A 26,548-nucleotide genomic window follows, 5' to 3' on the forward strand; every position below is an offset into this window, starting at 1 on the left:
CGTGAATGCGGATGTCGAGGCGGCGGTCAGGTCCATCGAGACCGATCTGATTGCGCTGTCCCATTCGATCCACGCCGAGCCGGAACTCGCGTTCGAGGAGTTTCGGAGTGCCGCGAAGGTCACCGAGCTGCTGAAACGGAGCGGTTTCGAGGTGCGGCAGGGAGTGGCGGGATTGCCGACCGCGTTTGACGCGACCTTCGGCAGCGGTGATCTCGTGCTCGGCATCTGCGCCGAATACGATGCGCTACCCGAGATCGGTCACGCGTGCGGACACAACATCATCGCGGCATCGGCGGTCGGTGCGGGGGTAGCGCTCGCGACGGTGGCCGAGCGCCTCGGCATCACGGTGCGAGTGATCGGCACGCCCGCAGAGGAAAGTGGTGGCGGAAAGATCACCATGCTCGAGCAGGGAATCTTCGACGGTGTGGCAGCCGCGCTCATGGTGCACCCGGGGCCGGTCGACATCACGGGCGCCACGTCACTGGCGCTCGCGGACATCGCGATCACGTTCACCGGCAGGGAGGCGCACGCGTCGGCTGCGCCCGAGTTCGGTCGCAATGCGGCAGATGCCGCGACGGTGGCACAGGTCGGGATCGGCCTGCTACGCCAGCATCTTGCGCCGGGCCAGCAGATTCACGGCATCGTGTCGGACGGTGGGACCGCGCCCAACATCGTGCCCGCACGCGCAGAAATGCTCTATTACTTGCGCGCCGAGACGGCGTGGGCGCTGTCCGAACTGACCGCTCGTGCGGAGGCTTGCTTCGCGGCTGGTGCGCTCGCGGCCGGATGTACCCATGAGATTCGAACTGTGTCTCCGACGTATACGGAACTCACCCCCGACCCGTGGCTCGTCGCGACTTACCGCGAACAGATCCTCGACATGGGGCGGACACCGGTGCCACTCGAGTGGGAAGGCACACGCCCGTTGGGCAGTACCGACATGGGGAACGTCACGAACGTGTTGCCGGGAATCCATCCGATCATCGGTTTGGACTCGGGCGGTGCTGTTACGCATCAACCCGGGTTCGCGGCGGCATGTATCACGGAGTCGGCGGATCGTGCCGTGATAGACGGGGCGATAGCGTTGGCTCGCACGGCAGTTCGCGCTGCTACGGACGAACCACAGCGGGTGCGGCTGTTGGAAGGAGTTGATCGCCGGTGAATGCGGCTGTCGACAAATGGATTAACGCTCACACCGATGACCTCTCGCATTGGCGTCGGCACATCCATGCCAACCCGGAGTTGGCGCGACACGAGTACGCCACGACGGAGTTCGTGGCGACCCGGCTTGCTGCCGCAGGTCTTTCGCCCGAATTGCTTCCGGGTGGTACGGGACTCACCTGTGATCTCGGCCCGGATACCGGGCCCCGGATCGCGTTGCGCGCCGACATGGACGCGCTTCCGCTGCAGGAACTCACCGGAGCGACGTATTCGTCTACAGTGCCGGGTGTTTCCCACGCGTGCGGTCACGACGCCCACACGACGATCCTGCTCGGGACAGGCTTGGCCCTCAGCGAAATCCCCGAACTGCCGGTCGGAGTCCGCCTGATCTTCCAGCCCGCCGAAGAAGTGATGCCCGGTGGTGCACTGGAGGTGGTCGCGGCAGGGAGACTCGAAGGCGTCTCCCGTATCTTCGCACTGCACTGCGATCCCCGGCTCGCGGCCGGGCGTGTCGGAATTCGACTCGGGGCCATTACCTCTGCTGCCGACACGATCGAAGTCGTGCTCGACTCACCTGGCGGTCACACGTCGCGGCCCCACCTGACCACCGATCTGGTCTTCGCGCTCGGGACGGTGGTGACCGGCTTGCCGGGCATGCTGAGCCGGCGAATCGATCCGCGGACCGGCACGGTCATGGTGTGGGGAGCGGTCAGCGCGGGCCGGGCCCCCAATGCGATTCCGCAGACCGGCATGATGACCGGCACGGTCCGGACCGGCGATCACGAGACGTGGGAGATGCTCGAGCCGCTCGTTCGCGACATCGTTCACGGACTGTTGGCGCCCACGGGAGTGCGTTACCAGCTCAACTACCGTCGCGGCGTGCCGCCCGTCGTCAACGACGAGGTGTCGACACGAATGTTCGAAAATGCTATCCGCACGGTGGGTACCGAAGCCCTTGCGGACACCCCGCAGTCGGGTGGTGGTGAGGACTTCTCCTGGTATCTCGAAGAAGTTCCGGGTGCCATGGCCAGGCTGGGCGTGTGGTCGGGCGTCGGCGAGCAGCTCGATATCCATCAACCCACGTTCGATCTCGACGAGCGTGCGCTCGGCGTGGGCGTGCGGGTGTTGTCGAGCCTCGTGCTCGGCTGAGCGTTCCTGATGTTCTATTCGGTACCGGGCCCGACGTTGCGGCTGTTGCGGGTACGCAGGTCGCGGACGTAGTCGGCCGGTGCTCCGGCGATTTCGGCGGCATCGGCCATGACACCGAGGTATCGCGCAGACGGCAGCCCGCCCTCGTAGGCGTCGAGCACATACAGCCAGGCCAGCACCGGTTCCCCGTCGGTGTCCACCCGTACCCGGATCTTGCGGTGAATTCCGAGTTCGGAGCCCTCCCAGCGGTCGAGGCTCACCTCGTCCTCCTCCGGCACGTCGTACAACACCACGAACACCTTGGAATCGGGATCTTCGACAACGGTGGCGAGCGCGCCCTCCCAGCCGATGTCGCCGCCGCTGAACGTGAGCCGCCAACCGTGCAACCAGCCGGTTCCCGCCATCGGCGAGTGCGGGCAGCGCTGCAGCATCTGCTCCGGATGCATGTTGGACCCGTAGGCGGCGTAGTAACTCACGCAGGTCAGACTACATACCGGGTTGCCCAGGGATTCATAGACGTAGGCATGAACCGCGTGGACTTGCCGGACCGCGCTGACGACGTGAGGGGCACGGCTCAACTGTCGTTGACTCGGTTTCGATCTCCGAATGTGGGTACTTCGGAGGAGACCGGATCGGCGCAGCGAAAGGGTGAGAGCAATGGCAGATCAGTACACGAAACAGGACCCGACCACCGCGTACCCGATGCCGGACCGCGAGGGGCAGAGCGAGATCGAACATCCGGGGCTCACTTCGGACATGGTGTCGGTTCCCGACCACGGTGAGAAGACCTACCGGGGGAGCGGACGGCTGGAGGGGCGGAAAGCTCTCATCACCGGGGGTGATTCGGGAATCGGGCGGGCTGTCGCGATTGCGTTCGCGCGCGAGGGCGCCGACGTGCTGATCAGCTACCTCGAAGCGGAAGAACCGGATGCCCAGGACACGGTTCGGCTCATCGAGGACGCCGGCCGGAAAGCGGTTCCGGTGCCGGGTGACATCAGGTCGGAGGACCAGTGCCGAACGCTCGTCGACACCGCTGTATCCGAACTCGGCGGCCTGGACATACTCGTGAACAATGCCGCGTACCAGATGGCACAGATGGGCGGTATCGCCGAGATCAGCACCGAACAATTCGACCGTGTACTGAAGACGAACCTGTATGCGCTGTTCTGGTTGTGCAAGGCTGGTGTCGAGGTGATGGAGCCGGGATCGACGATCATCAACACGTCCTCGATTCAAGGCGCGAACCCTTCCCCGGAACTGCTGGACTACGCCACCACCAAAGCGGGCATCATCGATTTCACCAAGGGTCTCGCCGCCGATGTCGCGAAGAAGGGCATTCGAGTCAATGCCGTTGCTCCCGGGCCGATCTGGACGCCGTTGATCCCTGCGACCATGCCGACCGAGAAGTTCGAATCGTTCGGAGGCGACGTGCCCTTGGGCCGGCCGGGACAACCGGCGGAATTGGCACCCGCCTATGTCTTCCTGGCCTCCCAGGAATCGAGCTACATCACCGGCGAGATCATCGGCGTCACCGGTGGCACTCCGTTGACCTGACGGCTCGATTCCGTGCAGGGATGCCGCCCGCGGTCGTCGCGGCGACGGCCTGGATCGGCGGCTAGTAATCTGTTCCGTGGCAGTGCGCGACAACGAAGCGCTGTGATGCTCGAGTTGCAGGCCGGAGACCCTGGTCAGCACGTCTACATGGAGGACAGATGACCCGAATCGTGATCATTGGTGGCGGGCCTGCCGGATACGAGGCAGCGTTGGTGGCCGCTCAGCACGGCGCCTCCGTCTCCTTGATCGATTCGGACGGGGTGGGCGGCGCGTGCGTTCTGTACGACTGTGTGCCGTCCAAGACCTTCATCGCGTCGACGGGTGTACGCACGGACATGCGCCGCGCCACCGATTTGGGTATCGCTCTCGATCCGGCGCAGGCCACCATCGCCCTGCCTCAGATCCATGCCCGCGTGAAGAGTCTCGCCCAGGCTCAGTCCGCCGACATCCGGACCAGGCTCCAAACGGTGGGTGTCGAGCTGCTGTCGGGTACCGCCGAGCTCACCGATCCGCTGCTCGGCATGGCGTCGCATCAGGTGTGCGCGACACTCGCGAACGGCGAGCAGAAGACTCTCGACGCCGACGTCGTCCTCATTGCCACCGGTGCGAGCCCACGTGTGATTTCGGGCGCCGAGCCGGACGGTGAGCGCATTCTCACCTGGCGTGACCTCTACGACCTCGATGAATTGCCCACCCATCTCGTTGTCGTGGGTTCTGGTGTGACCGGTGCGGAGTTCGTTTCGGCGTATACCGAAATGGGTGTCAAGGTAACGCTGGTGTCGAGCCGAGACCGAGTTCTGCCCGGTGAGGACGCCGACGCCGCACTCGTGCTCGAGGACGTTCTGGCGGAACGTGGTGTCACGCTCGTCAAGCACGCGCGGGCGGATGCGGTGAAGCGCACCGAAGACGGTGTGGTCGTCGTGCTCGCCGACGGACGGACCGTCGAAGGCAGCCACGCCCTGATGACCGTCGGCTCGGTGCCCAACACCCAGAACCTCGGGCTCGAGAAGGTGGGGATCGACCTGGACAAGGGCGGTTACCTGCGAGTCGACCGCGTGTCGCGGACGCCGGTCTCGGGTATCTACGCCGCCGGTGACTGCACGGGGCTGCTGCCGTTGGCCTCGGTTGCCGCCATGCAGGGTCGCATCGCGATGTACCACGCTCTGGGTGAGGGTGTCAGCCCCATCAAGCTGAAGACCGTGGCCTCTGCGGTGTTCACGCGTCCGGAAATCGCTACTGTGGGCGTCAGCCAGGCCGCGATCGACGAGGGCGAGGTGCCTGCCCGCACCGTCATGCTCCCGCTCAACACCAATCCGCGCGCCAAGATGTCGGGACTGCGCCGGGGTTTTGTGAAAATCTTCTGCCGTCCGGCCACCGGCGTGGTCATCGGCGGCGTGGTGGTCGCTCCCAACGGGTCGGAGCTGATCCTGCCCATCGCGATCGCCGTGCAGAACAACCTCACCGTCAACGACCTTGCCGCGACGTTCTCGGTATACCCGTCGCTGACCGGCTCGATCACCGAGGCCGCCCGTCAGCTGATGCGCCACGACGACCTGGACTGATCCCAAGCGTTGGGAAAACTGTTTCACCTACTGACTTCATCGTGGGATAGTCGAGGCACGGTCCACAATCATCGGCCGTGCCTCGGCGCTCTACCGCCCCGCAGACCCAGGACGGACAGGGTGTTCTTCGCCTGACATCTGTCTCGACGCGCCCTGGGAGTCGATATGCCGCACACCTTTTCCCGCCGTATGGACGGCCTGCGCAGTTCTGCCATCCGCAACCTCCTCGCCCTTACTGCCCGCCCCGACGTCATCAGCCTTGCCGGCGGTCTTCCTGATCCCGATTTCATTCCGCGGGAACGGATTCGGAAGGAGGCAGAGCGTGCGCTCACGGATCCTGCGTCGGTCCAGTACGGCGAAACCACGGGCCTGCGCCGGTTGCGTGACGTGCTTGCCGCCCGCGAGGGCGCCCGGATCGGAAGGCTGTTGAACGCCGGTGAGGTGGTTGTCACCCACGGATCGCAGCAGGCGTTGAGCCTCCTCGCTCAGGTTCTGCTCGACCCCGGCGATGTCGTGGTCGTGGAAGAGCCCGCGTATACGGGTGCGCTGCAGGTGTTTCGGGCTGCGCAGGCGGCGGTCCAGTCGGTCCCGCTCGATCGCGGCGGCATGAATACGGCCGCGTTGCAGGAGCTTCTCGAGTCGGGAGTGCGTCCCACCGTGGTCCATACGGTGAGCAATTTCCACAATCCTCGTGGCGTCGTTCTCGCCGCCGACCGGCGGAAGCACTTGGCGGCGTTGGCCGACCGCTACGGTTTCTGGGTGATCGAGGACGACCCGTATGGCGAGCTGTTCTTCGATGCTCCGGCGCCCCGTCCGGTCGCCGCGTTCTCCGACCGGGTGATCCGCCTGTCGAGTGCGTCGAAGATCCTGGCCCCGGCGTTGCGGGTCGGCTGGTTGCACGGTGATCGCCGTGTGTGCGAGGCGGTGGAACTTCTCAAACAAGGCGCGGACCTGTGCGGATCCTCGCTGACTCACCAGATCACGGCGGCGATGCTGTCGGACGAAGCGTGGCTGGCCCTGCACCTCGACATGCTCCGCACCCGCTACGGTGCCCGTTCCCGAGCCTTGACCGCTGGGATAAGTTCCGCATTCGGGGACTCTGCGGCACTGTCGGACGTGCAAGGCGGGATGTTCTGCTGGGTCGAGTTCACCGACGACACGATCGACACGGCTGCGTTGCTCCGGACTGCGGTCGAACACGGTGTGGCGTTCGTTCCGGGCTCGGCGTTCGGTATGGGTGCACATCTCGGCGCCGCACTACGACTGTGCTACGCCACCTGCCCGGAGGACGTTCTGGCAGTTGCCTGCGAGAGACTCGGCGACGCCTACCTGGCTCACGCCCAGTCGTAGGTGCGCTCGACAGCCTTGTTCCACTCGGCGAACAGCCTGGTCGACTCGGCTCCGTCCATCCCGGGTACCCATGTCTTGTCCATGGCCCAGTTGTCGCGAATGTCCTGCTCACCGGCCCAGAAACCCACGGCCAATCCTGCCGCGTAGGCGGCGCCCAATGCCGTCGTCTCGCTGACGACGGGCCGGATCACCGGAACTCCGAGGATGTCTGCCTGGAACTGCATCAGTGTTTCGTTGACCACCATGCCGCCATCTACCTTGAGGGAGGCGAGTTCGACTCCGGAGTCGGCGCGCATGGCCTCGATCACTTCCCGGGTCTGATAGGCGGTGGCCTCGAGGGCAGCCCTGGCGAGGTGACCCTTGTTCACGAAACGGGTGAGGCCTGCAATCACACCGCGGGCGTCCGGTCGCCACCGAGGCGCGAACAGCCCGGAGAACGCGGGGACGAAATAGGCGCCACCGTTGTCGTCGACCGAATTGGCCAGCGACTCGATGTCCCTGGCCGACGAGATGATTCCCAGGTTGTCCCGCAGCCACTGGACCAGTGAACCGGTGACCGCCACCGACCCTTCGAGCGCGTACACAGCAGGAGCGTCACCGATTTTGTAGCACAGCGTGGTCAGCAGGCCGTGCTTGCTGTAGACGGGGGTGGTCCCTGTATTGAGGAGTAGGAAGTTTCCCGTCCCGTACGTGTTCTTCGCTTCTCCTTCGGACAGACACGCCTGCCCGAACGTCGCGGCCTGCTGATCGCCGAGGATTCCCGCGACCGGCACGCCGGGCAGGGTGCCGTGGGGACGGCCCACGCCGTAGATCTCGGAGGAACTGCGGATCTCCGGAAGCATCGACAGAGGGATCTCGAAGTCGGCGCAGATCTCCGGATCCCAGTCGAGCGTCTCCAGATTCATCAGCAACGTACGGGAGGCGTTGGTGACATCCGTCACGTGCGTGCCCTCCGTGATGTGCCACAGGATCCAGCTGTCGATGGTGCCGAAACACAGATCGCCGGCGTCGGCTCGCGCACGCGCGCCGTCGACGTTGTCGAGGATCCACCGCACCTTGGGCCCGGCAAAATACGTCGACAGCGGCAGGCCTGTGCGCTTCTGATAACGCCCTGGCCCTTCCTCGCCGCCGAGCCGGGTGCAGAGTTCGTCGGTCCGGTGTCCTGCCAGACGATGGCGTTGTACACCGGTTCTCCGGTGTTCCGGTCCCACACCACCGCTGTCTCGCGCTGATTGGTGATACCGATAGCGGCGATGTCGCGCTTGGTGAGATCAGCCTTCGCGAGGGCCGATGCCACCACTTCGCGCGTATTGATCCAGAGCTCCATCGGATCGTGCTCCACCCAACCGGCACGGGGAAGGATCTGCTCGTGTTCCTTCTGAGCGACGCTGACAACCGCTCCGTCGTGATCGAAGATCATGCAGCGGCTCGAGGTGGTGCCCTGGTCTATCGCAGCGATGTACTGAATCACACGGATGAAGCTACTAGCCTGGGGACGAATCCGTCGTCATCTCACAGGAGCCCGAGTTGAGTAGTTCGCCAGGTGTGCAGTTTCTCGGTCCAGTGCAGCGCGATGCTGCGTGGGAGAAGCTGCAAACCGAACAGTTCGACGTCGTCGTGATCGGCGGCGGTGTCGTCGGTGCCGGTGCGGCACTCGACGCGGCCACCCGCGGGCTCAAGGTCGCCCTGGTCGAGGCGCGCGACTATGCGTCCGGAACCTCGAGCCGCTCGTCGAAGATGTTCCACGGCGGGTTGCGGTACCTCGAGCAACTCGAATTCGGACTGGTCCGGGAAGCCCTACGCGAACGCGAACTGTCGCTGACCACGCTGGCGCCCCATCTCGTGAAACCGCTCAAGTTCCTCTTTCCCATCACTCACCGGGTATGGGAACGCCCCTATATGGCGGCGGGGATCTTCCTCTACGACAGGATGGGCGGGGCCAAATCGGTGCCCGCTCAGAAACATCTCACCCGGGCAGGCGCCCTGCGGATGGCGCCTGGCCTCAAGCGGAACTCGTTGACCGGCGGCATCCAGTACTACGACACCGTCGTGGACGATGCTCGCCACACCATGACCGTCGCCCGCACCGCTGCCCATTATGGAGCGGTGGTACGCACGTCCACTCAGGTCGTGGGATTCCTCCGGGAAGCCGATCGCGTGTCCGGGGTCCGGCTCCGTGACTGCGAGGACGGCCGTACCGCGGAGGTGAAGGCGCACGTCGTCATCAATGCGACCGGCGTCTGGACGGACGAGATCCAGGCGCTGTCCCGCCAGCGCGGCCGATTCCGCGTCCGCGCGTCCAAGGGTGTGCACATCGTCGTGCCGCGGGATCGAATCGTGAGCGATGCCGCCATCATCCTGCGGACCGAGAAGTCGGTGCTGTTCGTGATCCCGTGGGGCAGCCACTGGATCATCGGGACCACCGACACGGACTGGAATCTCGACCTCGCCCATCCGGCGGCCACCAAAGCTGACATCGACTACATCCTGGGGCACGTCAACAAGGTCCTGGTGACGGCCCTCACGCACGAAGACATCGACGGGGTGTACGCAGGCCTACGCCCCCTCCTGGCGGGGGAGAGCGACGAGACCTCCAAGTTGTCGCGCGAGCATGCGGTCGCGCGTGTCGCGCCCGGACTGGTCGCGATCGCGGGCGGCAAATACACCACATATCGGGTGATGGCCGAGGACGCGGTCGACCTGGCTGCGGACGACATCCCCGCCCGGGTCGCGCCTTCGATCACCGAGAAGGTGCCGCTGGCAGGTGCAGACGGTTACTACGCGCTCGTGAACCAGACCGTCAACCTCGGTCAGCTGTACGGACTACACCCCTATCGCGTCAAGCATCTCCTCGATCGGTACGGTTCCCTGATCGGTGAAGTGCTCGACCTCGCGGAGGGCAAACCCGAACTGCTGCAACCAATTACCGACGCACCGGCCTACCTTCAGGTCGAAGTGGTCTATGCCGCCGCGGCGGAGGGGGCGCTGCACCTCGACGACATCCTGACCAGGAGAACGCGCATCGGGATCGAGTACTCGCATCGGGGCGTGAACTGCGCCGAGCAGGTCGCACAATTGGTGGCCCGAGTCCTCGGGTGGGATGCCGACACGGTCGACCGTGAGGTGAAAACCTACCGTGCGCGAGTGGAGGCGGAGGTGCAGTCTCAAGCCCAACCGGACGACCTCTCCGCGGATGCCTTGCGGGCGGCGGCACCCGAATCCCGCGTCGAATTGCTCGAACCGCCGGTCAGTGTGTCAGAAATACCTTGATGACCACGATGATCGTCGCGATCACGGCGAGGCCCAACGCGGCGAGGTGCGTGCCGTTCGTGACTTTTTCGCGGCGGAGACGGCTGATCACGTAGCTGATCGACCCGATACGGGCGATCATGACGATCTCGGCGGTCAGTTGCGCGGTTCTCGGCTCCAGCCAGCCCAGCAGGGCTGTGCAGAGGATCACGGTGGGCACCACCGCGGATGTCAGGACGGGGAGACCGTCCCGCAGCTCCCGTACGCGCTCGGTGCTGGACAATGATCTGCCGAGCCGGAGGGTCTGGCCCACGGACTCGGCGAACACGTGGGCGAGGAACGTGGACAGTGCGGCACCGACGACGATGGCGATGCCCAGGGTCTCCTGGGATTTCGTGACGGGGATGAGCGCGGCGAGCACCAAGATGTTGCCGTAGATGTACGCGCTGATGCGGCTTGCCGCATGGTCGGGCGACAGCGGTTCGTCGCTGATCAGCGGCGGGCGATTCAAGAGCCTCGGAAGGTCCCACTCCATCCTTCGAGCATTCCACGATCTCGGCGGTCAGCGGGTGTGGACGAGCGATTTCGGGGCGTGGGCGGCGACAACTCCCGAAAGAGCCATGACGAGGAGAGCTGCAACAGCGAAGAGTTCCATGTTCTCGAGCATTGCCGGTGAATCCGTGAGCACTGTGGGCGTTGCCTGTGTTCTCCCTGGGAATCACACCCGAGGGCTGTAGTGCTTCGGATCGTCGCGACGCTCGAGGGGCGGCAGGTTGCGCGGCGGCGTATGCACGAGCGGGGCGTCCTTGCGGGTGCGTCCGGTCGCACGGTCCCATCCGGCGCGAGCGCGGGGATGGTAACGGTATCGCCACGGGACGAGACGGAACAGCGCGTTCACGGTCCGGCCGACCAGGGTGTGCAGTCGCTCATCGCGTGCCGTCCAGCGGTATCCGAGGCGCTCGCGTACCGGTTCGTCGTACATCCCCACTGTCAGCCAGACGAATCCCCTGGCGACCGGGATGCGCAGGATCGCCCACACCCGGTCGGGGAGCCACGTCAGGAGCGGTGGGACGCCCAGGCCGGAAAGGTTGAGGACGTCACGGGTAGCCTTGTTGTCTTCGAGGACGTTGCGGCACATGTGGTCCCAATACTCGAGGAACGCTTCCCAGGTCTCCGGGACCGGGCGCATGCTCATCCCGTACAGGCGGTACCACTGGATGTGTTCGGTGAACAGTTGCCGCTTCTGCTCCTCGGTGAGGCCGCCCATGAAATTGTCGCCCGTGAGGATTGTGCCCATGAAGAACGTGGCGTGCGCCCAATAGAAGGTGTCGGGATCTAGGGCGTGGTACTTCCGTCCGTGTTTGTCGACACCCTTGATGGTGTTGTGGTATCCCCGGACCTGCTCTGCAGTCTGCTGGGCGCGGTCGCCGTCGAAGACCACGCCTCCGATCGGGTAGAGCGAGCGGTACAGGCGCTCCCACCGTTCGTCGAAGAACTCGGAATGTTCCTCGACTCCAGCGCCGAGCCCCGGATGCATGTTCTGCATCGAGCCGGCCCAGACGCCTTGCAGCATTCCCCGCCAGTCGCCGAAGTACTTCCAGGTCAGCGAATCAGGTCCGAGCGGGGTGGGAGCGGTGGCCTGCACGGACGCACCCTCCGAGTTCGTTTGACTACGCACGTTGTCAGACTAGGATCTGACAACGTGCGTAGTCAAGAGTGGGAGCTGGGGACGTGACGTTGGAAGACCGCCGCGAAGCCCGGCGAGCGGCGCTCCTGCGGGTCGGTATTTCCCTCCTCGGCGGGCCTTGCGGTCCCGCGGTCAACGTCCGGGCCGTCTGCCGTACTGCATCGTTGACCGAGCGCTATTTCTACGAGTCCTTCACCGACCGCGACGAGTTCGTTCGATCCGTCTACGCCACCGTCGGCGACGAGGCACAGGCGGCGCTGCTGGGCGCGGTGGCGTCGACCCGCACGGCGAGGGAGCGAGCCGAGGCCGCCGTCGAAGCCTTCGTCGAATTGATGGTGGACAACCCCGAGAGGGGCCGGGTGCTGCTGCTCGCGCCCCTGTCCGAGCCCGCGCTGAGCCGGCGTGGAATGGACCTCATGCCCGGATTCGTCGGGCTTGTTCACGACCAGCTCTCGGCCGTGGACGACGAGGTCGAGAAACAGCTCGTCGCGATCGGCGTCGTCGGGGCGCTCACGACGTTGTTCATCGGATATCTCGATGGAACTGTTGCCGCGTCGCGCGAGCAATTCGTCGCCCATTGCGTCACTCTGGTGATGGAGGCCAACAGGTCCGGCCACGAGTGAGGTGAGCATGCCGTTTCAGGTGTCCGTGGACGACCCGACTCGTCCGAAACCGTCCCTTCGAGTGCTCGACCACAGGTACTTCCAGCTCACCGATCACTTCGTGTACGTCCACGGCGAGACGGTGGTGACCGTGCCCGGTTGCGCGCCGCAGCCGTGCGTTGTCCGGACCGACCTCGCCTCCGTGCCTGCGCCACTTCAAGGGCTGCTCACCCCGTACGGCCGCCAATTGCTTCCCGCGATCATGCACGACGATCTCTGTCACCGCGCGAAAGCTCAGGGGAAGTCCGGCATGTCGCTACGCCGCCGGGCTGACGAGTTGTTCCGAACTGCGCTACTCGACGAGGGCGTCGGACCGTTTCGCAGCCGGATCTTCTGGGTCGGCGTGGAGGTCGGCCGGTTCTGGACCTTCACGACGTATACCAGGTTCCTGCTGATTGCCCACCACATTCTCGGGATGGTGTGCTGGGTGGTAGGAGTTCCGTGGGCGATCGCCACATCCCACTATGGGGCAGCGGTCGGCCTGCTCGCGCTTCCCAGTGCGCTATCCCTTTTGTGGCGCAGGGACTTTCCCGTGGCACTCCTCGGGTGCATACTCCTTCCGGTGGTCGCGCCGACATATTTGTTGACGCTGGTGACCGCGGCGGTGTTGTGGGTACCGGATGGCACCGCCTGGTTGTTCGGCCGTCGAGTGACTCGGAAGCCTCCGCCGCTCGGACCGCCGACCTCGGTGTTGCGCTAGCTGTCGAACGGTGGCTGGCAGTAGGTGCAGAAATAGATGTCCTGCTGCCCGAGTTCCCGGCTTCGGATCTCCGTTCCGCACCGGCGGCAACGCTTACCCGCGCGGCCGTACACCCACGGGCGGTGCCGGATCGGATTGTTCTTGTCAGCGTGGATCATGCGGTGAGCAAGCGCGACCATCGCCGGTATGTTCGCCACCTCGCGCGCCGGGGTGAAGGGATCGACGCCCCGGAGGAAGCACACCTCGTTGCGATAGACATTGCCGAGGCCCGCGAGGTTGCGCTGATCGACGAGGGCCACGCCGATGGGTTGATCACCGGCCGCACGTAGATTGCGGACGGCAGTGCCCGCGTCCCAGTCCGGCCCGAGAAGGTCGGGCCCGAGGTGACCGACCGCGGAGTCTTCCGCATCGCGATCGAGTATTTCGGTGATGCCGAGAGAGAACCCTACGGCGACAAGTTTTTCGGTGGCCAGCACGATGCGGGCTTGATGCGTGGGACGACGCCATCGCGCATCCGGCCTGTAGATATGCCATGCACCCTCCATCTTCAGATGGGTGTGAATGGAGTACTCACCGACCCGGATGAGGAGATGTTTGCCGCGGCTGACTACTTCCTCGACCTTCGACCCGGACAGGTCGACGGTGGCGTAACGCGGAACCCGCACATCACATTTGGTCAGTACATGACCTTCGAGTGCGTCGCGGAGCGAGTTGGCTGTGCGCCAGACGGTGTCACCTTCGGGCATGTCAGGCTCGCAACCGGAAGCCGCGGGGCGTCGGTGCGAACCCCGCCTCGGTGAGGATCGGCGCGAATTCGCTCCCATGGATGGTGTCGCCGTCGACCTTCTCCACCACGATCCGGTCGATTCCCCGGCGCTTGACCACTCCGGCGAGAGCCGCCGCCGCAGTGCGCAGGACACCGGGATCTTCGGTAAAGGTCAGGACTGTTCGCCCGCCGCGCTCCACGAACAGAATCAGCTCCCCCTCGACGAGGACCACCAGTCCGCCCGCCTTGCGCCCAGGACGGTGACCTGGCGAGTCGTCGCTGCGCTTCGGCCAGGGGAGTGCGGCGCCGTACGGGTTGGCGGGGTCGCTTGCCGCGAGTGTCACGGCAGGCAGCGCAGTGTGCCGGCCTTCGAGTGAATCACCGTAGCTCCGCAACCTGTCCACCACGTGGGGGGTGGAGAACTGTGCGCCACCGAGAGAATCGACGAAGTGTCCGCGCCGGCACCGACCGTTGTCCTCGAAAGTGCCCAGCACCTTGTACATCAAGGCGAATCCGCCTGGAACGTTCTCGGTCATCACGGATCCGCGCGTCACCACGCCATAGCGTTCGAGCAGAAGTTCGGCGGTAGCGCTCGCACGCAGGGTGGCATCGGTCTCGGCGCCTGGAAGGATCGACCACCGGCCACCCACGGTGGGCGGCGCCGTGCGAACCGGGGTCGCGAGGCTGCGGTAGGCGCGGGCGCGCGGCGGACGGCGCGGTGAGCGATGGCTGGTGGTGGTTCTCGACGTGTCCGACAGGAGAGCGCGCAACGGGGCGAGGGTGTCGTTGCCGATGTGCCCGAGCCATACGAGATCCCACAGCGCAGTGGCCAGTGCACTGTCATCGGACATCTCGAGGGTGTCGGCGAGCTGACGGAAGAAGTACGCACCACCGCCGGCCAGCGTGTCCAGAATGCGCCGTTGCCCGTCGGACAGATCCGACTCGGCGGGGGTCGTCAGAGTCAGGGGTGCGGTGTCGGCCGGATGGAGACACACCCACCCGTCCTTCCCCGAGATGTTGCCCGCGCCCGACCACAACACTTCTCCGGTGGAGGTCAGTTCGTCGAGCATCGCGGGGGAATAATCGGCCACGCGGGACGGCAAGATCAGCGACTCGAGTGCCGACGCGGGAACGGGGACGCCGGCAAGCTGTTCCACCACGGTGGCAACGCCGTCGATGCCCCGCAGGGTACCGCCGACATGTTGCCAACTCGGGAGGAAGCGGCCCAATGTGGCAGTGCTGACGGGCTCCACTTCCTGGCGTGCGGCAGCCAGTGAACGCCTCCGGAGGCGGCGGAGGACCTCCGCATCGCACCATTCGCTCCCGGAGACACCGGGGCGAAATTCGCCCTCCATGACCCGCTTGTCCGAGGCGAGTCGTTGCAGAACGTCGCGCGCGACAGCGGATCCGATTCCGAAGCGCCCGGCCGCATCACCGAGTGTGAACGGTCCGTGCGTGCGCGCGTATCGGCTGAGGAGGTCACCGAGCGGGTCGTCTACGGGCTCGATGAATGCGGCCGGGGTGCCGATGGGCAGCGGGACACCCAGTCCGTCGCGCAGGCGTGCGGCGTCCTCGATGGCCGTCCACCAGTGGGCACCGGCAAAGGAGACGGCAAGTGCCCGCTTGGCGCGGACCAGCTCGTCCAGCCACTGTGTGGGATCCTGCGTCGAGCGTGCGGTGACCTCCTCGGTCTTGAGGGGACCGAGGAGGCGGAGCAGGTCGGCGACGCCCTCGATGTCTTTCGCCTTGCGGTCCGGGAGGAGGCGTTGTAACTCCAGCTCCGCTTGCGCGATGACGTCGGCATCGAGAAGCTCGCGCAACTCGACACGACCGAGAAGTTCCGCGAGCAGGGCCGAATCGAGAGACAGGGCGGCGGCACGGCGTTCGGCCAGCGGGCTGTCACCCTCGTACATGAATTCGCCGACGTAGTTGAACAGCAACGCCCCGGCGAAAGGTGACGGTGACTGGGTCTCGACCTCGACGATGCGGATCTGGCGACGTGCCATCCGGCGGAACAAATCCTTCAGCGCAGGAAGGTCGTACACATCCTGCAGGCATTCGCGCACGGTCTCGAGCAGAATCGGAAACGTCGGATACTTGCGTGCGACGTCGAGGAGCTGCGCCGAACGTTGACGCTGCTGCCACAGCGGCGCGCGTTTCCCCGGATTGCGGCGTGGCAACAGCAACGCGCGGGCGGCGCATTCACGGAACCGCGAGGCGAACAATGCGGACCCGCCCACCTGTTCGGTGACGATGTCCTCGATCTCGTCGCTGTCGAAGGCGAAGAGATCTGCCCCTGGCGGCGTGTCCTCGGTGTCGGGAAGGCGGACGATGATGCCGTCGTCCGATGCAGTCGCGTTGGAGTCGAGACCGTGACGCTCACTGAGCCGGGCACTGACGGCCAGGGCCCACGGTGCGTGCACGCGTTGTCCATACGGGGAATGAAGGATCAGACGCCAGTCACCGAGCTCGTCGCGGAATCGTTCGACCACGAGGGTGCGGTCGGTGGGAACCTGACCGGTGGCGGTCTTCTGTTCGTTGACCAGCTGAACCAGATTGTTCGTGGCGTTGTCGTCCAGACCTCCGGTGAGGCACCGTTCCTTTACCTCTGTTTCGTGGCCGAGCGAAATCTCCCGGAGAAACTGTCCGAGCGCCTCACCGAGTTCCGCCGGGCGGCCGAGGCCGTCGCCGTGCCAGAAGGGAAGCCGGCCGGGCTGACCGTACGCCGGGCTCACCAGCACCCGGTCGAAAGTGATGTCCTCGATCCGCCAGCTGGTGGCACCGAGTGCGAAGACGTCCCCGACCCGGGATTCGTACACCATCTCCTCGTCGAGCTCGCCGACCCGAGACGCCTTTTCGCCCACCATGTAGACGGTGAACAGTCCGCGGTCGGGGATGGCGCCGCCCGAGGTGACCGCAAGGCGTTGCGCGCCGGGGCGACCCGTCAGGGTGTTGGCTTCGCGGTCCCAGACCAGACGGGGCCGCAGTTCGGCGAACTCGTCGGAAGGATAGAGGCCGGCGAGTAGGTCGAGCGTGGACTCGTACGCCGAGCGCGGCAAGGAGGCGAAGGAACCGCTGCGGCGGACCGTCTCGAACCACTCGTCGACGTCGAGGGGTTCGAGGGCAGTGGCCGCAACGGTGTGTTGAGCAAGGATGTCGAGTGGATTGGCTGGCACTGCAAGAGCCTCGATCTTGCCGGTCACCATCCGTTCGACGGTAACCGCGCAGTGGACGAGGTCGGTGCGGTGCTTGGGGAACACGACACCGCGGGAGATCTCCCCGACCTGGTGTCCGGCCCGGCCCACACGTTGCAAGCCACTCGCCACAGAGGGGGGAGCCTCCACCTGGACCACGAGATCGACCGCGCCCATATCGATCCCGAGCTCGAGGCTGCTCGTCGCGACGACACAGCGAAGTCGTCCGGATTTGAGGTCGTCCTCGATGAGAGCTCGTTGATCTTTGCTGACCGATCCGTGGTGAGCCCTCGCGAGCAGAGGGTCGGCGCCGAAGTTGACCTCCGAAGGAGTGCCGATCTGCGAGGCCGGCTTCGGGTTCCTGTCCACGTCGGCGCCACCACGTTCGGCGTAGATCTCGTTGAGTCGTGCGGTGAGTCGCTCCGCGAGCCGTCGGGAGTTGGCGAACACGATGGACGAGCGGTGTGCGAGGACGAGATCCACGATCTGTTCCTCGACGTGCGGCCAGATCGATCCGGCTTGCGGGGTGGACGATGCCGACCCCTCGGCGGGCTCGGCGAGACCCAGCTCCGTCATGTCCTCGACGGGAACCTGGACGGTCAGGTCGAACGTCTTCGGTGACGGCGGAGCCACGATCCTGATCGGTGCCGAACCGGAGAGGAAGCGCCCCACTTCTTCGTGTGGGCGCACCGTCGCCGACAGTCCGATGCGCTGCGCGGGGGTCTCGAGGAGTCGATCGAGCCGCTCGAGCGACAGCGCGAGGTGCGCCCCGCGCTTGGTTCCTGCGACGGCGTGCACTTCGTCGACGATCACGGTGTCGACCTGAGTGAGCGTCTCCCGTGCGGACGAGGTGAGCATGAGGAACAACGACTCGGGCGTGGTGATGAGAATGTCTGGCGGATTCTTGATCAGCGCGCGGCGGTCGGCGGGCGGGGTGTCACCCGAACGGACACCGACCGAGATCTCGGGCGGCGTGAGACCGAGCCGCTTCGCCGTCTGGGTGATGCCGACCAGCGGCGCGCGCAGGTTGCGTTCGACATCCACGCCGAGTGCCTTCAGCGGTGAGATGTAGAGGACCTTGGTGGAGCGGCTCTTCTCGCCCGTGGCCGCGAGCTGATCGAGCGACCACAGGAAGGCCGAGAGGGTCTTGCCCGACCCTGTGGGTGCGACCACCAAGGTGTTCGCACGGCTCGCGATCGACTCCCAGGCACCGAGCTGCGCGTCCGTCGGCGCGGGGAAGGCGCCGTCGAACCACTCCCTGGTGGCGGCAGAGAACCTGCCGAGGACTTCGGTCACCGTTCCATACTGCACCGCGGGTCCGACAGACACCGCACTTCTACGCGGTGAACCAATCAGCACATCTACGTGGTGACCCCTTTGCCGATGCGAATCGGTGTCAACCTGTCCGCAACGGGGGAGAACCGGAGGTAGGCAGATGGGGCGATGCCCGAGCTGCCGGGTACCGACTGGCCAGGGCGGGTCAGCGGCTTGCGTTGATCGCCGCCGATGGCGGATGCACGGGCCCGGGATGCGCGACCCGGCCCGTATGTGCGCGGTCCGCTGTGCCGTAGAAGAGTTACGGCTCCTCATCATGCGGTCAGAGGACGTCGGAATCCGTCGACACCGGGGCGTACGACGGCGAGGGCACTTCGACGGTCTCGGCCGGCCGCGCGGTTGCTGCGGCATACGCACCGACGAGGCACGCGAGCCACACCAGTGCCGCTGCGCGGACGATCCTGAACACGTTGTCTCGCTTCGGTCGAAGGGGCCTGCCCGGGGGAGCTGTCAGACCCTAGTCGAACGCACCGACACGTCGGCCGGAACCGTCTCAGTCGCGGCTGAGACGCTCCAGCAGTGCGGCTTTGATCGCCGGACGTCCCGCTGCGACGAGCGTGAAGGTGGCTTCGCGCATGAGCCGTTCGGCGGTGTTTCCCGCGATCAGTGCGGAGCTGCCCTTGGCAGTCACGAGCGCGGTCGCGGTCCGCACGGCGAGTTCGGATGCCCGCGCACGCGCGTCGACGATGTCGGCGCGGCCTTCCAACGCCGCGTTGAGGTCGAGCCGTGCTCGGGCGGCCTGTTCCTCGAACGGGTCCGAGTCGACCCCGAGCGCTTCGAGTTCGCTGATCGCGCGGCGGGTGATGCCCATGGCCATGCACCCGTTGATCCATGACCCGAACAGCTGGCTCTTCGCGAAGTCGTCGGATGAGACGACGGCGCTTACCAGTTCGCCTGGCACAGCGAGCCCGTCGAAGGTGAGACGAACGGTGTTGGAACCGCGGGCAGCGATCAGCGGCAGTTCTGCTGCGGTGAGTCCGCGGAGTGGTTGTGCCGGGATGATCACGTGCACGATCGTGTCGTCGAATTCGTCGCGGGCCGAGACCTGAAGCAGGTCGACGATGCCCCAGCCGGTGACGAATGGTGAAACGCCGTCCAGCACGTACCCGTCCTCGACCCGGCGCGCCCACAGAAGGGGCGGCACGGGAACGGCTCCGGCCAGGGCGACTCCCGCTCGCACCGTGCCATCGACGAGCCCGTCGAGATACCGTTCCTGCAGAGTGCTGTTGGGCGACGCCGCGAGGCCGGCAACCACTCCGTGATGCTGCATCCACGTGAACGCCGTCGCGAGGCACCCGCCGCACAAGGTCTCCAGAACGTCGACCAGGACGGACGGTGTCACGCTCTCGTCGTCGGGCGCTGCGAGACCGTAGAAGCCGTCGGCGGCCAACGTCTCGAAATGGCTGTCGGGGATCTCACCGTCGGTATCGACGCTGTCCGCGACCGGGAACAGGACGTTCTCCGCGATCTCTCGCGCCATCTCGGTCCAGTTGCTCACGTCCCGAGCGTAGCCGCTCGAGCGGGGCGATCAGGTGAACTCGACGCCCTGTGCGAGGGGCAATTGGTCGGAGTAGTTGACGGTGTTCGTGGCACGCCGCATGTAGGCCTTCCAAGCATCGGATCCGGATTCGCGTCCGCCGCCCGTGTCCTTCTCTCCGCCGAACGCTCCGCCGATCTCCGCTCCCGACGTGCCGATGTTGACGTTCGCGATACCGCAGTCGGAACCGTCCGCGGCGAGGAACCGTTCGGCCTCACGCTGGTCGGTGGTGAAAATGGAAGACGAAAGTCCCTGCGGCACTTCGTTATGCATCGCGATGGCCTGGTCGAACGTGTCGTAGGTGAGGACGTAGAGGATGGGCGCGAACGTTTCTTCCTGCACTACCGATGTCTGTGCAGGCATGCGTACCAGTGCAGGGGAGACATAGTAGGCGGAGTTTTCCGCGCCGCGGCGTTCACCTCCGCAGACCACTGTTCCACCGTCCGCGCGAGCCTTGTCCAGGGCCGTCCGCATAGCGTTGAATGCCTGCTCGTCCACCAGAGGACCGACGAGTACGCCGTCGTCGAAGGGGTTACCGACCTTCAACGTTCGATAGGCCGAAGAGATCCGGTGCGTCACCTCGTCCGCGATGGAGGAATGCACGATCAACCGACGAAGCGAGGTGCAACGCTGGCCGGCCGTCCCTGCGGCCGAGAAGACGATTCCGCGCACGGCGAGGTCGAGATCGGCCGACGGGGCCACGACGGCGCCGTTGTTGCCGCCCAGTTCGAGCAGGCTCTTGCCGAATCGCGCGGCAACTCGCGGTCCCACGGCGCGGCCCATTCGCACCGATCCGGTGGCACTGAGCAACGCGACCCGTGCGTCGTCCACCAGTTGCTCACCGACCTCCACTGATCCCTGCACCAGTGCGTGCAGGCCCGCGGGCGCTCCCAGGTCGTGAGCCGCTTGTGCCAGCAGAGCATCGCACGCGATCGCCGTCAGCGGGGTCTTCTCCGACGGCTTCCACACCACGGTGTCACCGCACACCAAGGCTATTGCCGTGTTCCACGACCACACCGCGACAGGAAAGTTGAAGGCGGAGATCACACCAACGACACCCAGCGGGTGCCACGTCTCCATCAGCCGGTGTCCCGGACGCTCCGATGCCATCGTCCTGCCGTACAGCTGCCGTGAGAGACCGACAGCGAATTCGCAGATGTCGATCATCTCCTGCACCTCGCCCCGTGCCTCGGATGGGATCTTCCCCGCCTCGAGGGTGACGAGTTCCGCCAGGTCGTGCTTGTGTTCGGTCAGTAGCTGTCCGAGTCGCCGCACCACGGCACCGCGCTGAGGTGCCGGGACCGAGCGCCACGCCAGGAAGGCCTCGTGTGCCGCAGAGATCGCTTCGGCGACGTCATCGGGACTGCTCGCACGGACCGCCCGTAGATCGGTTCCGGTGACGGGAGTTCGGGCCACGAGTGAACCGCCGGCAGCGCCGATGTCGGCGCCGCACCTGACCAGTGCTTCCTCGGCGCGTCGGCATAGCTCCTCGGGGGCGGGAAGGTTCACGATGGTGTCCTCTCTCGGGATCTGTCCTGCTGCTGTTGGTAGAGCGCGAACGGGTCGTGCACAGGTCTGCCGAGTGTCTCGGCGAGCCAGGGTAGGTGGTAGTCGGAGCCGAAGGCGACCTCCGCACGGTTACAGGTGTCTGTCGCCGACGCGGGAAGGAAGTCTTCGTAGACGATCGGTTCGGCGATGTGCCGGCTCCCTTCGCGCCGATACGTGAAATACGCCATTCCTCGGGATTCGAGTTCGGGTTCGGTGCGCGGAAACTCGCGCTCCCATTCGGCCGCGTCGGCGTCGGCGGCGGCCAACCGGTCGTAGAGTTCCCGTCCGGCCGGCGTAAGCGCGATGCCGCGAGCTTCGGCATTGCCGAACCGCACTCGCGTCTCGCCTGCGACGACGGATCTGTCGCGGAGGATGAACCGGCGCGGCTCGGCCATTGCGCGGAACGAGGTCTGGCGGACGAGAACGTCGGGCCCGTCCCACACGGGCGGACCCTGGATCCGGTCGATCATCGTGATGCCCCGCGCGGTCATGCGGCGATACAACTCGTCGATGTCGAGGACACGTGGCGTGAGGTGATCGATGTGCGTGCCCGCCACACCGATGTCGGCGGCGACGGGCGACACGGCTTCGAGTTCGGAGTACCAGGCCTTGTCGATCGGTGCGTCGGAGAGAGCGAACACCGTCGTCGCGAGTGAGACGAATCGCTCGGCGGAGGGAGCGGTCAACCCCCCCTCCTCGGCAGCCAACGCGGCGAGATGTAGGAGTTCGGTAGGGAACAGCGACCGTCTGGTGAGGAAGTTCTCCAGGCGTGCCTGCAGATCGGCGTCGAAGAACCGGCGATCGGCAGTGGTGAGCATCGAGGTGAAGACACCGAACGGGTTGCGGCCCAATTCGATCGAATCGAGCGGGCGGAAGGCTGTCGCCACGAGGGGTACGGGAGAGGCGCCGTCGCGCAGGTCGTAGAAGCCGACAGGGTGCATCCCGAATCCGGCGAACAGTATCGCGACCTGGCGCAGTTCCGCGGCACTCCCCAAGCGGATAGCGCCGTGCCGCTCCGCAGCGACTCGGTCCAAGCTACCGAACCGCACCGCCTTCGCGGGGTTCTGCTCGGCGAGATCGGCGTTGACCTCCGCGGTCACCTCCACGAGCGTCGTGTAAGCCGGTAGCTCCCGGCCGTACATCGCCGACAGCGCACGGGCGAAGCGGGCTCGGAGCTCCCACGTTTCAACCATGACGCACCTCCGCTGGGCTAGCCTGCGCTGGTGGTGGATTCTTTTCGCAGCGACACACCCCATACTCCTCTCGACGACATCGATCGAGTACTGATGCAGGAGTTGGTGGCCGACGGCCGGGCGACTTTGGCGACCCTCGCCGAGAAGGCCGGGTTGTCGATCTCCGCGGTCCAGTCGCGGGTCCGCAGGCTCGAAGCCCGAAAAATCATTCGCGGATACACCGCCAAGATCGACCCCGACGCGCTGGGGCACGGTTTGTCGGCGTTCGTCGCCATCACTCCTCTCGATCCGTCTCAACCGGACGATGCGCCTGCCCGGCTGCGGCACTTGCCTGCCATCGAGGCCTGTCATTCGGTGGCGGGGGACGAAAGCTACGTCTTGCTGGTGCGGGTCGCGTCCCCCCGGGAGCTCGAACATCTCCTTCAAGAGATCCGCGCTACCGCAAACGTACACACTCGCAGCACGATCATCCTGCAGACATTTTACGACAGCTAGCCGCCTCGCCGGATGTTTTATCGAATGGGATGCGCCTTACCGGAAATTTGACGTAATCTCTCGATATGAGCACAGCGATTCGATTTCCCGGAGGCGGGGGCGAGTTGTCCGCCGAGCAGGTCCACGACGTCCTGCGTGCGCGCATACTGGTCGATGGTTTCGACTTGGTGCTCGATCTCGAGCAGTCTCAGGGGACGCATCTCGTCGATCAGCGAGACGGAACCGTCTACCTGGATATGTTTGGCTTCTTCGGTTCGTCCGCGCTGGGCATGAATCATCCAGCACTCGCGGACAGCGAAAAATTCCGGGACGAATTGGCGGAAGCGGCGATCAACAAGCCGAGCAATTCGGACATCTACACGGTGCCGATGGCGCGTTTCGTCGATACGTTCTTCCGCGTACTGGGGGATCCCGCACTGCCGCATCTGTTCTTCGTCGACGGCGGCGCCCTCGCGGTGGAGAATGCGCTCAAGGTCGCGTTCGATTGGAAGAGTCGATTCAACGAGTACCGCGGTATCGACCCAGCGCTGGGGACCAAAGTGCTGCACCTGACCGAGGCGTTCCACGGCCGAAGCGGCTACACGATGTCGCTGACGAACACCGAACCGGGCAAAGTCGCGCGATACCCCAAATTCGATTGGCCGCGGATCGACGCTCCCTACCTGTCCGAGGGACGTGACATCGAGGCGGCCGAGCGGCATGCAGTGGAACAGGCGCGGCGCGCGTTCGCCGACAATCCCTCCGACATCGCATGTTTCATCGCCGAGCCGATCCAAGGAGAAGGCGGCGACCACCATTTCCGGCCGGACTTCTTCCAGGCGATGAAACAGTTGTGTCACGAGAACGACGCCCTCTTCGTTCTCGACGAAGTGCAGACCGGATGTGGGCTCACCGGAACCAACTGGGCATATCAGCAACTTGGCGTACGACCCGATGTCGTGGCCTTCGGGAAGAAGACCCAGGTGTGCGGAATCATGGCCGGTGGCCGGGTCGACGACATCCCGGACCACGTGTTCGCAGTGAGTTCGCGCATCAACTCCACCTGGGGTGGCAACCTCACCGACATGGTGCGGTCGCGCCGAATCCTCGAGGTGATCGAGGAGGATCGCCTGGTGGACCGGGCCCGCTTGGTGGGTGCGCATCTCCTCGAACGACTCCGTCACCTGGCCCTGGCCAACCCGGAAGTCACCGAACCGCGGGGTCGCGGACTGATGTGCGCGATCACCCTGCCGACGACGTCTCGGCGGGACCGAGTGGTCGCGGACCTGAGGGAGCGCGAACGGGTACTGGTTCTGCCGACCGGTAAGTGCGGGATACGGTTCCGTCCCCCGCTGAACGTGACCACTGCGGAACTCGACGCCGCCGTCGATGCACTGGGCCGAGTGGTGGGCGGTACCGTCGACGCATGACTCCCATTGCGCTCGCCTCCGTGCCCAACCTCCGAGACGTCGGCGGGTATCGGACCGAAGGCGGGGCCAAAGTGCGCACTGCGGTGTTCTACCGTTCGACGGATCTCAGCCGGGTGGCGGACACGGACATGCCGTTCCTAGCGGACCTCGGGATTCGAACCGTGTACGACCTGCGGACCGCCGATGAACGCGAAGTCGCACCCGACAAACTGCCGGACGGAGCTCGCGCGGTCGCCCTGGACGTGCTCGCCGACAAGGGGATCCGGTCGATCCCCGCACAGATGCTCCAGGTGATCGCCGACCCGATGATCGCCGAACGTGAACTCGGAGGCGGACGCGCCATCGAATACTTCGAGGGAAGTTATCGCGACTTCGTGTCGATGCCGAGCGCGGTGTCGTCATACCGGGAACTCTTTCGGGACCTCGCGGCGGACGACAGCACACCCGCCCTCGTGCACTGCACCACCGGGAAGGACCGAACTGGGTGGGCCACGGCAGCACTGCTGTTGTTGCTCGGAGTCAGCGAAGAAGACGTGTTCTCCGACTACCTGCTTACCAATGAGCTTCTGCTACCGTCCTTCGCCGGCGTCTTCGAGAAGTTCACGGATGCAGGCGGGGACCCTGCGTTGCTCGAGCCCGTGCTCGGTGTTCGTGAGCAATATCTGGAGGTGTCCCTGGCCACCATGCGTAAGCAGTACGGGACCGTCGAGCAGTACTTTGCGGACGGACTCGGGCTCGACGCGGGTGTTCAGACTCTGCTGCGGGAGCGCATGATCGCGGACTGAGCGGACAACCCGAGCGCCGCACCCATCATGTCGGCGCAGAGGTCCCAGATCGACCCGTGCCGGCCGATCGGCAGCACGCCCTGCAATATCTCGGTGATGACCGCGAACGCCGCGAGCCAGAGCACGGTGACCCGTGGCGTCACGAGCGCATACCGGGAGGCGGCCGCCAGCGCCGCGAACAGCAGGGCGTGCACTACCTTGTCGGCATGGTCGGGACCCGAGGGCGTTGCCGATGCCGGGGAAAGCAGCATGATCAGCGCCAACCCGGTGAGCGCGACCACCGGCACAGACCGCATCGTCACCGCTGGACCGTCAACCCCAACGCCCCCTCCGCGAAGCGTTGTACTGCATCCGATCCGCTCGCGAGCGCGTCCTCGTGGCCGGTCCGCGCCCAGCCGGTGAGGGTCGCAGAGTCCCCGGCCGGAGTGAGCCCCACCTCGGCGAGCAGTTCGCCGGTGTTGGGCTGACAGATCGCCCACGAATAATGCTCGTCGCTCGACCACTGCGCCGTGCGGCGGGTGACGTAGCCGGCGTCGTCGATACCGCCGTCCGCCAGGGCAGGACGGTCATCGACCCGCTCGTCGGCGCGCAGGGCCCGCAGGTACCAGCCGCCGGCATTGACCTCGACAGGTTCCATGTCAGCGATCCCGATCGCGGTCGTCGCGCGTCCCGAAGAGGATTGCGCCGGCGGCCGGGATCATCAGAAAGAACAACCAACTGTTGTCGACCGGGACGACGAAGAACAATACGAGCGCCAGTAACGGGATGACCGACATCACGATGCGACGCCAGTTGTGGTCACTCTCGGGTTCCCGCGACGTGGAGTGTGTCTTGGCCGGCGCTGCGACAGCAGGAGCCGGGAGATCTGTGAACACCTGCTCGAGCTCACCGCGGGTCGTCGCACTGGCCACTGTGGCACTGCGCTCGTCGAACTCGACGACCGTGAGACGGCCCGCCGCGAAATGCTCGCTCAACATGTCGAGAGCCTGTTCGCGTTCGGCTGTGCCGATGCGGATTTCGGGAAGGTCGGACATGCGTACAGACTACTGTGCGCACCTGCCGACCCGGCAGGGTCGGCAAGTGCGCACGAGTGAGCTATTTGAGTTCGGCGAGGACGGTGCCTTGGGTGATGGCGGCGCCGGGTTCGACGGCCAGGCCGGTGACGGTGCCGGCTTTGTGGGCGTTGACGGGGTTTTCCATTTTCATGGCCTC

General features: G+C 65.5%; 24 protein-coding genes and 1 pseudogene. 11 read left to right on the plus strand and 14 right to left on the minus strand.

Annotation, left to right across the window (positions count from 1 at the left end; genetic code table 11):
* The first annotated feature begins 1 nt into the window (after window position 1).
* Window positions 2-1,162 (plus strand): M20 family metallopeptidase, encoded by a 1,161-nt coding sequence (locus NOF53_RS14215; protein WP_255969369.1) that lies wholly within the window; start codon window positions 2-4, stop codon window positions 1,160-1,162.
* Window positions 1,159-2,310: a M20 family metallopeptidase gene (locus tag NOF53_RS14220; RefSeq protein ID WP_255969371.1), complete on the plus strand. Its 1,152-nt coding sequence runs from the start codon at window positions 1,159-1,161 to the stop codon at window positions 2,308-2,310. The genes NOF53_RS14215 and NOF53_RS14220 overlap by 4 nt, the downstream gene beginning before the upstream one ends.
* 14 nt (window positions 2,311-2,324) lie before the next feature.
* Here the strand turns inward: NOF53_RS14220 and NOF53_RS14225 are convergent, their stop codons facing one another.
* Complete coding sequence (locus NOF53_RS14225) at window positions 2,325-2,786, minus strand: gamma-glutamylcyclotransferase family protein (protein WP_109335211.1); 462 nt, start codon at window positions 2,784-2,786, stop codon at window positions 2,325-2,327.
* A gap of 181 nt (window positions 2,787-2,967) precedes the next feature.
* On the opposite strand from NOF53_RS14225, the gene NOF53_RS14230 reads away from it, so the two are divergent.
* From NOF53_RS14230 to NOF53_RS14240, 3 genes are all read left to right on the plus strand, one after another.
* Window positions 2,968-3,864: an SDR family oxidoreductase gene (locus NOF53_RS14230; protein WP_255969377.1), complete on the plus strand. Its 897-nt coding sequence runs from the start codon at window positions 2,968-2,970 to the stop codon at window positions 3,862-3,864.
* 158 nt (window positions 3,865-4,022) lie between these two features.
* On the plus strand, window positions 4,023-5,426 hold the full coding sequence (locus tag NOF53_RS14235; protein ID WP_255969379.1) for an NAD(P)H-quinone dehydrogenase: 1,404 nt from the start codon (window positions 4,023-4,025) through the stop codon (window positions 5,424-5,426).
* Between the two features lie 165 nt (window positions 5,427-5,591).
* The gene (locus NOF53_RS14240) at window positions 5,592-6,776 is read left to right on the plus strand and encodes an aminotransferase-like domain-containing protein (protein WP_255969381.1); all 1,185 of its coding nucleotides are present in this window, start codon (window positions 5,592-5,594) and stop codon (window positions 6,774-6,776) included.
* Here NOF53_RS14240 and glpK read toward each other — a convergent pair.
* Window positions 6,761-8,247 (minus strand): annotated as a pseudogene (gene glpK, locus NOF53_RS14245) (glycerol kinase GlpK). The gene NOF53_RS14240 and the pseudogene glpK overlap by 16 nt on opposite strands.
* A 56-nt stretch (window positions 8,248-8,303) precedes the next feature.
* Between glpK and glpD the strand changes: the two are divergent.
* A complete protein-coding gene (gene glpD / locus NOF53_RS14250) occupies window positions 8,304-10,046 on the plus strand; it encodes a glycerol-3-phosphate dehydrogenase (RefSeq protein ID WP_255969383.1) in 1,743 nt (580 codons plus the stop codon).
* On the opposite strand, the gene NOF53_RS14255 is transcribed toward glpD, so the two are convergent.
* Both NOF53_RS14255 and NOF53_RS14260 read right to left on the minus strand, forming a co-directional pair.
* Window positions 10,024-10,560, minus strand: coding sequence for a hypothetical protein (locus tag NOF53_RS14255; RefSeq protein WP_255969385.1), 537 nt, complete (start codon window positions 10,558-10,560; stop codon window positions 10,024-10,026). The genes glpD and NOF53_RS14255 overlap by 23 nt on opposite strands.
* Window positions 10,561-10,743: 183 nt before the next feature.
* Window positions 10,744-11,703, minus strand: a complete 960-nt coding sequence (locus tag NOF53_RS14260; RefSeq protein WP_255969387.1) for an oxygenase MpaB family protein — start codon at window positions 11,701-11,703, stop codon at window positions 10,744-10,746.
* A 53-nt stretch (window positions 11,704-11,756) separates the two neighbouring features.
* Here NOF53_RS14260 and NOF53_RS14265 point away from each other — a divergent pair, with 53 nt between their 5' ends.
* Complete coding sequence (locus NOF53_RS14265) at window positions 11,757-12,335, plus strand: TetR/AcrR family transcriptional regulator (RefSeq protein ID WP_255969389.1); 579 nt, start codon at window positions 11,757-11,759, stop codon at window positions 12,333-12,335.
* A gap of 7 nt (window positions 12,336-12,342) precedes the next feature.
* Entirely contained in the window at window positions 12,343-13,074 is a 732-nt protein-coding gene (locus tag NOF53_RS14270; RefSeq protein WP_255969391.1) for a DUF1353 domain-containing protein, read from the plus strand.
* Here NOF53_RS14270 and NOF53_RS14275 read toward each other — a convergent pair.
* The 6 genes from NOF53_RS14275 to NOF53_RS14300 form a co-directional block, all read right to left on the minus strand.
* Window positions 13,071-13,820 (minus strand): DNA-formamidopyrimidine glycosylase family protein, encoded by a 750-nt coding sequence (locus tag NOF53_RS14275; RefSeq protein WP_255969393.1) that lies wholly within the window; start codon window positions 13,818-13,820, stop codon window positions 13,071-13,073. The two genes, NOF53_RS14270 and NOF53_RS14275, sit on opposite strands and share 4 nt — an antisense overlap.
* A gap of 1 nt (window position 13,821) precedes the next feature.
* Window positions 13,822-18,330 (minus strand): ATP-dependent helicase, encoded by a 4,509-nt coding sequence (locus tag NOF53_RS14280; protein ID WP_255969396.1) that lies wholly within the window; start codon window positions 18,328-18,330, stop codon window positions 13,822-13,824.
* A 301-nt stretch (window positions 18,331-18,631) separates the two neighbouring features.
* Window positions 18,632-18,778 (minus strand): hypothetical protein, encoded by a 147-nt coding sequence (locus NOF53_RS14285; protein WP_255969399.1) that lies wholly within the window; start codon window positions 18,776-18,778, stop codon window positions 18,632-18,634.
* A gap of 84 nt (window positions 18,779-18,862) precedes the next feature.
* Window positions 18,863-19,867, minus strand: coding sequence for an acyl-CoA dehydrogenase family protein (locus NOF53_RS14290; RefSeq protein ID WP_255969402.1), 1,005 nt, complete (start codon window positions 19,865-19,867; stop codon window positions 18,863-18,865).
* Between the two features lie 30 nt (window positions 19,868-19,897).
* Window positions 19,898-21,415 carry an L-piperidine-6-carboxylate dehydrogenase gene (gene amaB, locus NOF53_RS14295; protein ID WP_255969404.1) on the minus strand — a complete coding sequence of 506 codons (1,518 nt, stop codon included), beginning with the start codon at window positions 21,413-21,415 and terminating at the stop codon, window positions 19,898-19,900.
* A complete protein-coding gene (locus NOF53_RS14300; protein ID WP_255969407.1) occupies window positions 21,412-22,647 on the minus strand; it encodes a VOC family protein in 1,236 nt (411 codons plus the stop codon). Before NOF53_RS14300 ends, amaB begins: the two co-directional genes overlap by 4 nt.
* 30 nt (window positions 22,648-22,677) lie before the next feature.
* Here NOF53_RS14300 and NOF53_RS14305 point away from each other — a divergent pair, with 30 nt between their 5' ends.
* From NOF53_RS14305 to NOF53_RS14315, 3 genes are all read left to right on the plus strand, one after another.
* Window positions 22,678-23,142, plus strand: a complete 465-nt coding sequence (locus NOF53_RS14305) for an Lrp/AsnC family transcriptional regulator (RefSeq protein ID WP_255969410.1) — start codon at window positions 22,678-22,680, stop codon at window positions 23,140-23,142.
* 65 nt (window positions 23,143-23,207) lie between these two features.
* A complete protein-coding gene (lat, locus tag NOF53_RS14310; RefSeq protein WP_255969413.1) occupies window positions 23,208-24,551 on the plus strand; it encodes an L-lysine 6-transaminase in 1,344 nt (447 codons plus the stop codon).
* Window positions 24,548-25,336 (plus strand): tyrosine-protein phosphatase, encoded by a 789-nt coding sequence (locus NOF53_RS14315; RefSeq protein ID WP_255969415.1) that lies wholly within the window; start codon window positions 24,548-24,550, stop codon window positions 25,334-25,336. The genes lat and NOF53_RS14315 overlap by 4 nt, the downstream gene beginning before the upstream one ends.
* Here the strand turns inward: NOF53_RS14315 and NOF53_RS14320 are convergent.
* The 4 genes from NOF53_RS14320 to NOF53_RS14335 all read right to left on the minus strand — a co-directional run.
* Entirely contained in the window at window positions 25,300-25,632 is a 333-nt protein-coding gene (locus tag NOF53_RS14320; RefSeq protein ID WP_255969499.1) for a VanZ family protein, read from the minus strand. The genes NOF53_RS14315 and NOF53_RS14320 overlap by 37 nt on opposite strands.
* 2 nt (window positions 25,633-25,634) lie before the next feature.
* Window positions 25,635-25,973, minus strand: coding sequence for a hypothetical protein (locus NOF53_RS14325; RefSeq protein ID WP_255969417.1), 339 nt, complete (start codon window positions 25,971-25,973; stop codon window positions 25,635-25,637).
* A gap of 1 nt (window position 25,974) precedes the next feature.
* Window positions 25,975-26,370: a DUF1707 SHOCT-like domain-containing protein gene (locus NOF53_RS14330; RefSeq protein ID WP_255969460.1), complete on the minus strand. Its 396-nt coding sequence runs from the start codon at window positions 26,368-26,370 to the stop codon at window positions 25,975-25,977.
* Window positions 26,371-26,431: 61 nt separating this feature from the next.
* The coding region (locus NOF53_RS14335; RefSeq protein ID WP_255968149.1) for an acyl-CoA carboxylase biotin carboxyl carrier protein subunit at window positions 26,432-26,548 on the minus strand (117 nt) is incomplete at its 5' end.

Source organism: Rhodococcus tibetensis (assembly GCF_024438035.1).
GTDB classification, from domain to species: domain Bacteria; phylum Actinomycetota; class Actinomycetes; order Mycobacteriales; family Mycobacteriaceae; genus Rhodococcus_F; species Rhodococcus_F tibetensis.

Coding starts and splice junctions, on each gene's coding strand:
- NOF53_RS14230 (WP_255969377.1), top strand. CDS start 2,968: ATGGCAGATCAGTACACGAAACAGGACCCGACCACCGCGTACCCGATG.
- NOF53_RS14235 (WP_255969379.1), top strand. CDS start 4,023: ATGACCCGAATCGTGATCATTGGTGGCGGGCCTGCCGGATACGAGGCA.
- NOF53_RS14240 (WP_255969381.1), top strand. CDS start 5,592: ATGCCGCACACCTTTTCCCGCCGTATGGACGGCCTGCGCAGTTCTGCC.
- NOF53_RS14255 (WP_255969385.1), bottom strand. CDS start 10,560: ATGGAGTGGGACCTTCCGAGGCTCTTGAATCGCCCGCCGCTGATCAGC.
- NOF53_RS14270 (WP_255969391.1), top strand. CDS start 12,343: ATGCCGTTTCAGGTGTCCGTGGACGACCCGACTCGTCCGAAACCGTCC.
- NOF53_RS14275 (WP_255969393.1), bottom strand. CDS start 13,820: ATGCCCGAAGGTGACACCGTCTGGCGCACAGCCAACTCGCTCCGCGAC.
- NOF53_RS14300 (WP_255969407.1), bottom strand. CDS start 22,647: ATGGTTGAAACGTGGGAGCTCCGAGCCCGCTTCGCCCGTGCGCTGTCG.
- lat (WP_255969413.1), top strand. CDS start 23,208: ATGAGCACAGCGATTCGATTTCCCGGAGGCGGGGGCGAGTTGTCCGCC.
- NOF53_RS14315 (WP_255969415.1), top strand. CDS start 24,548: ATGACTCCCATTGCGCTCGCCTCCGTGCCCAACCTCCGAGACGTCGGC.
- NOF53_RS14320 (WP_255969499.1), bottom strand. CDS start 25,632: ATGCGGTCTGTGCCGGTGGTCGCGCTCACCGGGTTGGCGCTGATCATG.
- NOF53_RS14325 (WP_255969417.1), bottom strand. CDS start 25,973: ATGGAACCTGTCGAGGTCAATGCCGGCGGCTGGTACCTGCGGGCCCTG.
- NOF53_RS14330 (WP_255969460.1), bottom strand. CDS start 26,370: ATGTCCGACCTTCCCGAAATCCGCATCGGCACAGCCGAACGCGAACAG.